This window comes from Kitasatospora sp. NPDC001527, assembly GCF_040298605.1.
Lineage (GTDB): Bacteria > Actinomycetota > Actinomycetes > Streptomycetales > Streptomycetaceae > Kitasatospora.
The window spans coordinates 1-9,411 of sequence record NZ_JBEPAM010000099.1; the positions used below are offsets into that span (position 1 = coordinate 1).

General features: G+C 76.3%; 2 protein-coding genes. Both read right to left on the reverse strand.

All coding sequences use genetic code 11. From position 1 onward, the window contains the following. Positions 1-7,113 (reverse strand): type I polyketide synthase (locus ABT238_RS38190; protein ID WP_350807081.1); only part of this gene is annotated, 7,113 nt, incomplete at its 3' end. A 29-nt stretch (positions 7,114-7,142) separates the two neighbouring features. Beyond that, positions 7,143-9,411, reverse strand: a 2,269-nt coding sequence (locus ABT238_RS38195) for a type I polyketide synthase (protein ID WP_350807088.1), incomplete at its 5' end; no start/stop codon positions are given.

Genomic DNA, 9,411 nt, shown 5'->3' on the forward strand with positions numbered 1-9,411 from the left:
GTCGGAGGTGATGACCTCGTTCAGCGGCCGGTCGAGGTGCTCGTCGACAACGGCACAGACCTCGTCGAACGCGTCGGCGAAGACGGGGAACGCCGTGTGCAACTCCTGGCCCATGCCGAGTCGCTGCGCGCCCTGGCCGGTGAAGAGAAACGCCGTGAGCCCGTCGACGGCCTGCGTTCCGGCAGTGTCCTCCAGGGCGCTCAGCAGCTCCTCGCGGTCGTGTCCGACGACCACCGCGCGGTGCTCGAAGGCGGTCCGGCCGGTCGCCAGCGAGAAGCCGACGTCCACGGGCGACAGTTCGGGTGAGGCGGCGACGTGCGCGCGCAGGTGCTCGGCCTGGGCCCGCAGCGCCGCCGCGGTCCTGCCGGAGACCACCCACGGCACCACGGGACCGCTGCCCGGAGCCGTCAACGGTTCGTCGGCGACCTCGGGTGCCTGTTCCACGATGGCGTGCGCGTTGGTGCCGCTGATGCCGAACGCCGACACGCCGGCCCGGCGCGGGGCGCCGGTCTGCGGCCAGGGCCGCGCCTCGGTCAATAGCTCGACCGCGCCCGCCGACCAGTCCACGTGCGGTGACGGCTCGTCGGCGTGCAGGGTGCGCGGCAGCACGCCCTCCCGGATCGCCATCACCATCTTGATCACGCCCGCCACACCGGAAGCGGCCTGCGTGTGACCGATGTTGGACTTCAGCGCACCCAGCCACAGCGGCCGGTCCTCGGGCCGCCCCTGGCCGTAGGTGGCCAGCAGCGCGCCGGCCTCGATCGGGTCGCCCAGCGTCGTCCCGGTGCCGTGCGCCTCCACGACGTCCACGTCCGCCGTGCCCAGGCCGGCCGAGTCCAGCGCGGCCCGGATCACCCGCTGCTGCGAGGGACCGTTCGGCGCGCTCATCCCGTTGCTGGCGCCGTCCTGGTTGACCGCGGTGCCCCGGACGACCGCCAGCACCCGGTGCCCGTGGCGCCGGGCGTCGGACAGCCGCTCCAGGAGCAGCATGCCGGCGCCCTCGCCCCAGCCGGTACCGTCGGCGGCCGCGGAGAACGCCTTGCAGCGGCCGTCGGGGGCCTGGCCGCCCTGGCGGCTGAAGTCGACGAAGAGGTTGGGGGTGGACATCACGGTCGCACCACCGGCCAGCGCCATCGAGCACTCGCCCCGGCGCAGCGACTCCGCCGCCAGGTGCAGCGCCACCAGCGACGAGGAGCAGGCCGTGTCGACGGTGACCGCCGGGCCCTCCAGGCCGAAGAGGTAGGAGACGCGCCCGGAGGCGACGCTGCCGGAGCTGCCGCTGCCGATGTACGCCTCCAGGTCCTCCGGCACCTGCGGCAGCCGCAGGCTGTAGTCCTGGTACATCAGGCCCGCGAACACGCCGGTCCGGCTGCCCTTCAGCGAGGCCGGTGCGATGCCGGCCCGCTCGAAGGCCTCCCAGGAGGTCTCCAGCAGCAGCCGCTGCACCGGGTCCATCGCCAGCGCCTCACGGGGCGAGATGCCGAAGAAGGCGGGGTCGAAGTCGTAGGCGTCGTAGAGGAACGCGCCCTCGTTCGCGTAGGACTTGCCGGGGAGGCTGCCCGTCGGGTCGTACAGGTCCTCGACGTCCCAGCCGCGGTCCGCCGGCATCGCGGCCATCGCGTCCCTGCCCTGGGCCACCAGGTGCCACAGGTCCTCCGGGCTCCGCACGCCGCCGGGGAAGCGGCAGGCCATGCCGACGATGGCGATCGCGTCCTCGGAGCCCTCGCGGACGGCGGTCCCGGCGGCGGCCGGGGCGGCGGTGCGCAGCCGGTCGCCCAGTGCCTCGGTGCGCAGGTACTCGGCGAGCGCCGTGGGGTTCGGGTAGTCGAAGACCAGCGTGGTCGGCAGCCGCAGCCCGGTGGCGGTGTTCAGCCGGTTGCGCAGCTGCACCGACGTCAGGGAGTCGAAGCCCAGCTCCCGGAAGGCCCGGTCGGCGGTGACCGCGTCGGACGAGGCATGGCCCAGTACGGCCGCGACCAGCGAGCGCACCAGGTCCAGCAGGAAGCGCTGCTGCTCGGTCTCGGTCTGCCCGGCGAGGCGCCGGGCGAGCGAGTCGGTTCCGTCGGCCTCCGTCCCGGCCTCCACCACGCGGCGGGCCGGGGTACGGACCAGCCCCTGGAGCAGGGCCGGGACGGCGCCGGTGGCGGCGCCCGCCCGCAGCGCGGCGGTGTCCAGCAGCATGGGCACCAGCAGCGGCTCGTCCACGGCCGCGGCGGCGTCGAACAGGGCCATGCCCAGCTCGGCCGAGATCGGGGCGACGCCCGAGCGGGCGGAGCGTTCGGTGGACCCGGCGTCGAGGTGGCCGGTCATGCCGCTGGGGTCGGCCCACAGGCCCCAGGCCAGTGACCGGCCGGCCAGGCCGGCGGCCCGGCGGCGGTGGGCCAGGGCGTCCAGGAAGGCGTTGGCGGCGGCGTAGTTGGCCTGGCCGGGGCCGCCGAGGACGCCCGCCGCGGAGGAGTAGAGCACGAAGCCGGACAGGTCGAGGCCGGCGGTCAGCTCGTGCAGGTTGACGGCCGCGTCGACCTTGGGCCGCAGCACCCGGTGGAGCTGCTCGGGGGTCAGGCCGCTCACGATCCCGTCGTCCAGCACACCGGCGGTGTGCACGACGGCGGTCAGCGGGTGGGCCGGGTCGATGCCGGCCAGCAGGGCGGCCAGGGCGTCGCGGTCGGCGGCGTCGCACGCGGCGAGCGTCACCGAGGCGCCGGCCGCCTCCAGTTCGGCCCGCAGTTCCTCGGCGCCCTCGGCCTCGGGCCCGCGGCGGCTGGTCAGGAGCAGACGGCGCACGCCGTGCCGGGCGACCAGGTGGCGGGCCAGCAGCCCGCCGAGGGTGCCCGTGCCGCTGATCAGCACGGTGCCCTCGCCGTCCCAGCCGAGGGCGGGATCGCCGGCCGGGGCGGGCACGCGGGCCAGCCTGGCCGCCAGCACGACGCCCTCGCGGACGGCGAGTTGGGGCTCGCCGGTGGCGACGGCGGCGCGCAGGGCCCGCACGGAGTCCTGGTGCCCGTCGAGGTCCACCAGGACGAAGCGGCCGGGGTTCTCGCTCTGGGCGGAGCGCACCAGGCCCCAGAGCGTGGCGTGCGCCAGGTCGGTCACGTCCTCGCCCGGCAGGGCGGCGGCGCCGCGGGTGACGAACACCAGCCGGGAGTCCGCGAAGCGGTCGTCGCGCAGCCAGGTCTTGACCAGCTCCAGCGCCCGCTCGGCGGCGGCCCGGGCCGCGTCGGCGTCGGTGCCGGTGGCGGCGGCGGTGGCGTCCGGCTCCGGTGCGCACGGGACGAGGACGACCTCCGGCACCGCACCGTCGGCCACGACCGGGTCGGACGGATCCAGCGGGGCCAGTCCCGGCAGCGCGCCCAGCCCCAGCCGGTCCGCGCCCCACACCCCCCAGGCGGTGGCGGGTCCGGAGTCGGCGAGCGCCGGCGGCGTCCAGTCGACCCGGAACAGCGCGTCGGTGAGGGCGGCCCGGGTGCCGGAGAGCTGCTCGGGGCGGATCTCGCGCAGCAGCAGCGCCTCGACGGCCGCGACCGGCCGGCCGGCGGTGTCGGCGATCCGGAGGGCGACCGCGTCGGCGCCCGCCGGGGACAGCCGCACCCGCAGCTCGGCGGCGCCGGAGGCGTGCAGGGTGACGCCCGTCCAGGAGAACGGCAGGCGGCCGTTGCCGCCGCCGGCCTGCTCGGACTCGAACAGCGGCCCGAGCGCGATGCCGTGCAGCGCCGCGTCCAGCAGCGCGGGGTGGAGCCCGTAGGCGCGGGCGCCCTCCCGGTGGTCCTCCGGCAGCCGCACCTCGGCGAAGACGTCGTCACCGAGCCGCCAGGCCGCGCGCAGGCCGCGGAAGGCGGGCCCGTAGCCGAACCCGTTCGCGGCGTAGCGCTCGTAGAGGTCCTGGACGGCCACCGGCTCGGCGCCGGCCGGCGGCCACGCGGCGAGGTCGAAGCCGGCCGCCCCGGCGGCGGGCACGACCGTGCCGGAGGCGTGGGCGACCCAGGCGTCCTCCGCCGCGTTCTCCGCGCGCGAGTAGACGCCCACCGTCCGGCGCCCGGCGGCGTCCGGCTCGCCGACGGTGACCTGCACCGCCACGCCGCCGGACGCGGGCAGCAGCAGCGGCGCCTGGAGCGTGAGCTCCTCGACCTGCCCGCAGCCGACCCGGTCGGCGGCCTGCACCGCGAGCTCCAGGAACGCCGTGCCGGGCAGCAGGACGCTGCCGGTCAGGGCGTGGTCGGCGAGCCAGGGCGAGGTCTCCAGGGACAGCCGACCGGTCAGCAGCAGCCGGTCGGCGTCCGCCAGGTGCACGGCGGCACCGAGCAGCGGGTGGTCGGCGGCACCGAGTCCGGCCGACGCCACGTCCCCGGCGGCCACCGACGACTCCAGCCAGTAGCGCTGCCGCTGGAACGCGTAGGTGGGCAGCGGGACGCCGCGCGCCCCGGTGCCGGCGAACACCGTCGCCCAGTCCACCGGGCCGCCGGCGACGTGCAGTTCGCCCAGCGAGGTGAGGAAACGGTCGAAGCCGCCCTCCTCGCGCCGCAGCGTGCCCACGGCGACGGCGCCCGCGCCGGCGTCCTCGAAGGTCTCCTGCATCGCCATCGCGAGCACGGGGTGCGGGCCGGCCTCGACGAACGCGCCGTGGCCGTCGGCGAGCAGCGCGCGCACCGCCCGCTCGAACTCGACCGGCAGGCGCATGTTCCGGTACCAGTAGTCGGCGTCGAGCCCGGCGGCGTCCTGCAGCGCGCCGGTCACCGTGGAGTAGAACGGGATCCGCGCGGCGCGCGGCGCGACCGGCGCCAGGTCGGCCAGCAGCCGTTCGCGCAGCGCCTCGACCTGCGGCGAGTGGCTGGCCAGCAGCACCCCGGGGACCCGGCGGGCCTTGATGCCGTCGGCGGTGAGCAGGGCCAGCAGCTCGTCGAGGGCGTCGGGATCGCCGGCGACCGTCACCGAGGTCGGGCTGTTGCCCGCCGCGAGGGAGAGCCGGTCGGCCAGGGGCTCCAGCCGGGGCGCGATCCGCTCGGCGGAGGCCAGCACCGAGAGCATGCCGCCCTTGCCCTCGATCTCCAGCGCCGCCTTGCTGCGCAGCGCCACCACCCGGGCGGCGTCCTCCAGCGACAGGGCGCCCGCCACGAACGCGGCGGCCACCTCGCCCTGGGAGTGGCCGACGACGGCGGCGGGCTCGACACCGTGCGAGCGCCACAGCGCGGCCAGCGACACCATCATCGAGAACAGCACCGGCTGGACGACGTCGGTGCGGTCGGCCGGCGGCGCGCCCGCGGCACCGGTCAGGACGTCGACCACCGACCAGTCCAGGTACGGCGCCAGCGCCGCGTCACAGGCGCGCAGCTGCTCGGTGAAGGCCGGCGAGGAGGCCAGCAGCGGCCGGGCCATGCCGTCCCACTGCGACCCCTGGCCCGGGAAGACGAACACCGTCTTGCGGCGGCCGTCCGCCACGCCCTGGACGAGCCGCGCCGCCGGTTCGCCGGCCGCGAGCGCCCGCAGACCCTCCAGCAGCCCGTCCCGGTCCCGGGCGACGAGCACGGCGCGGTGCTCCAGGGAGGCGCGCTGCAGTGCCAGGGAGTACCCGAGGTCGGCGGCGGCCGGGTCCGGGTGGGCGCCCAGGTGGTCGAGCAGCCGCCCGGCCTGGGCGCGCAGCGCCTCCGCCGTCCGGCCGGAGAGCAGGAAGGGCAGCACCGAGGGGGCCTCGGCCGGGTCGGCCGGGTCGGCGGCCTCCTCCTCGTCCGCCGACGGCTCGGGCGCCTGCTCCAGGATCACGTGGGCGTTGGTGCCGCTGAAGCCGAACCCGGACACGGCGGCCCGGCGCGGGGCGCCGGTCCGCGGCCACTCCCGGGACTCCGTCAGCAGCTCGACGCCGCCGGCCTCCCAGTCGACGATGGGGCTGCGCTCCTCGGCGTGCAGCGTCTTCGGCAGGATCCCGTGCCGGATCGCCAGCACCATCTTGATGACGCCGCCGACCCCGGCCGCGGCCTGGGTGTGCGCGATGTTGGACTTCAGCGAGCCCAGCCACAGCGGCCGGCCCTCCGGGCGCTCCGTGCCGTACGTGGCCAGCAGCGCGCCGGCCTCGATCGGGTCGCCGAGCCGGGTGCCGGTACCGTGCGCCTCCACCGCGTCGACCTCGGCGGCCGACAGCCGGGCGTCGGCCAGCGCGGCCCGGATCACCCGCTGCTGCGAGGGCCCGTTCGGCGCCGTCAGCCCGCTGCTGGCGCCGTCCTGGTTGACGGCCGAGCCGCGGACCACGGCGAGCACCGGGTGCCCGTGGCGCCGGGCGTCGGACAGCCGCTCCACCAGGAGCATGCCGACGCCCTCGCCCCAGCCGGTGCCGTCCGCCCGCGCCGAGAACGCCTTGCAGCGGCCGTCCGAGGACAGCGCCCGCTGCCGGGCGTACTCGATGAACGCCACCGGGGTGGACATCACCATGGAGCCGCCGACCAGGGCCAGCGAGCAGTCGCCGCGGCGCAGCGCCTGGGTGGCCAGGTGCAGCGCCACCAGCGAGGACGAGCAGGCCGTGTCCACGGAGACGGCGGGCCCCTCCAGACCGAAGGTGTAGGAGAGGCGGCCCGAGGCGATGCTGCCGGACCCGCCGGCGCCGAGGTAGCCCTCGACGTCCTCGGGCACGGTGGTCAGCCGGGATCCGTAGTCCTGGTACATCACGCCCGCGTACACGCCGGTCCGGCTGCCCTTGAGCGTGGTCGGGTCGATGCCCGCCCGCTCGAAGGTCTCCCACGCGGTCTCCAGCAGCAGCCGCTGCTGGGGGTCCATGGCCAGCGCCTCGCGCGGCGAGATCCCGAAGAAGGCCGGGTCGAAGTCGTACGCGGCGTCGAGGAAGGCCCCCTCCTCCACGTAGCTCTTGCCCTTGGCGTCCGGGTCCGGGTCGTACATGGCCTCGACGTCCCAGGCCCGGTCCGCGGGCAGCGGACCGACCGCGTCACGGCCCTCGGCCACCAGCCGCCACATGTCCTCCGGGCTGTGCACGCCCCCGGCGTAGCGGCAGCTCATGGCGACGATCGCGATGGGCTCCTGGTCCCGCTCCTCGATCTTCTGCAGACGCTGGCGCGTGCGGTGCAGGTCCGTCGTCACGCGCTTGAGGTAGTCGCGAAGCTTGTCTTCGCTCACGGTGCTCACCCGTTCAACCGCCGCTTTCTTCAGGAAAGGCCGAGTTCGTTTTCGATGAAGTCGAAGATCTCGTCGTCGGAGGCCGAGTCGAGCTCGGCCGCCGCGATGTCGCCCACCGGGTCCTGGGCGTGGCCCAGCTTCGACAAGAGGTCCTGGAGGCGGGTGGTGAGTCTGGTCCGGGCGGCCTCGTCCGCGGCCACCCGCGGCAGGTCCTGCTCCAGTCGGTCGAGTTCGGGGAAGACCAGCGGGACGGCCGCCGGCTCGGCCGGGGTGACCGACTCCGCGAGGTGGGCCGCGATCGCGCTGGTCGTCGGGTAGTCGAAGAGCAGGGTGGCGGGCAGCCGCAGTCCGGTCACCCGGCCCAGCTGGTTGCGCAGTTCGACGGCGGTGAGCGAGTCGAAGCCGAGCTCCAGCAGCCCTCGGTCGACGTCGATCGCGTGCGGGTCGGTGAACCCGAGGACGGTCGCCGCCTGGTTGCGCACCAGGTCCAGCAGCACCCGGCCGCGCTCCGCGTCGGCCATGCCCGCCAGCCGTCGCATCAGCCCGTCGGCGGCGTCGGCGGACGTGCCGCCCCCGCCCGCGGTGCGCCGGGCCGCCGGCCGGGCGGGGGTCCGGACCAGGCCGCGCAGCAGCGGCGGCACCGGGCCGGGACCGCCGGCCTGGGCCGCGACGTCCAGCCGCATCGGCAGCAGCACCGGCGCGTCCAGCGCCCGCGCCGCGTCGAACAGCGCGGCGCCCTCGGCGGAGGAGAAGGCGACGATGCCGCCGCGCGCCAGCCGCGAGAGGTCCGCGTCGGCCAGCTTGCCGGTCATCTCGCTGCGCTGCTCCCACAGGCCCCAGGCCAGCGACTGGACGGGGAAGCCCTGGGCGCGGCAGTGGGTGGCGTAGGCGTCGAGGAACGCGTTCGCCGCCGCGTAGTTGCCCTGGCCCATGCCGCCGAAGGTGCCGGCGATGGAGGAGAACAGCACCAGGGCGGAGAGCCCGAGCCCGCGGGTCAGTTCGTGCAGGTTAACCGCCGCGTCCACCTTGGGGCGCAGCACCCGGTCCACCCGCTCGGGGGTGAGTCCGCCGACGACGCCGTCGTCCAGCACGCCGGCGGTGTGCACGACCGCGGTGAGCGGGTGCGCGGTGCCGACGCCGGCCAGCAGCCGGGCCAGCTCCTCGCGGTCCGCGACGTCGCAGGCGGCGAGGGTGACGTCGGCGCCGAGCGCCGTCAGGTCGGCGCACAGCTCCTTCGCACCCTCGGCCTCGGCGCCGCGCCGGCTGGTCAGCAGCAGGTGGCGCACGCCGCACTCGGCGACCAGGTGACGGGCCATCACGCCGCCGATGGCGCCGGTGGCACCGGTGACCAGCACCGTACCGGCGCTCCAGTCGGGGGCGGCGGCCGGCTCGGCGGGGCCGGACGGCGCCGGTACCCGGGCCAGCCGGGCGGCCCGGACCGAGCTGCCGCGCAGAACCAACTGGGGCTCGTCGGTGGCGAGTTCGACCACATGAGAGGGCAGTGCGCCGGTGTCGGTGTCGAGATCGACGAGGACGAACCGGTCCGGGTTCTCCGACTGTGCGGAGCGGACCAGGCCCCAGAGCGCGGCGTGCGGCAGGTCGGTCACCTGCTCGGCGGGATCGGCGGCGACGGCGCCGCGCGTCAGGAAGACCAGCCGCGAGGCGGCGAACCGCTCGTCGGCGAGCCACCCCTGGACCAGCGCCAGCCCCCGGTCCAGGGCCGTGCGCACCGAGGCGGTGAGACCGTCCGCCCCGGCGGACTGCGGCGGGCAGGTCACCAGGACGAACTCCGGCGGCGCCGCCGGGTCCGTGGCGGCCGCCAGGGCGTCCAGGTCGGGGTGGGTCCGCAGCCCGTGCGCCGCCGCCACGCCGAAGTCGTCGCCGCCGACCAGGGCCCAGCCCGCGGTGGTGGCGGCGGACGGCGCCGCGCCGGAGCTCGCCTCGACGAGCTCGGTCCAGTCCAGGACGTACAGGGAGTCGCCCGGGTCGGGGGCGCCCAGCCGCTCGGGCCGCGCCCGCAGGGCGAGCGAGTCGACCGTCGCCACCGGCCGGCCGATCGGGTCCGACAGCGTCAGCGACACCGTGTCGGAGCCGACGGGGGTCAGCCGCACCCGGACCTCGCCGGCGCCCGCGCCGTGCAGGGTGACGCCCGACCACGAGAACGGCAGCTTCCCTCCGTCGAGTCGGAGCGCCGGGCTCAGGCCGATGCTGTGCAGGGCGGCGTCGAGCAGGGCGGGGTGGAGGCCGTAGGAGGTGGCGGTGGCGTGGTGGTCGTCGGGGAGGCGGACCTCGGCGTAG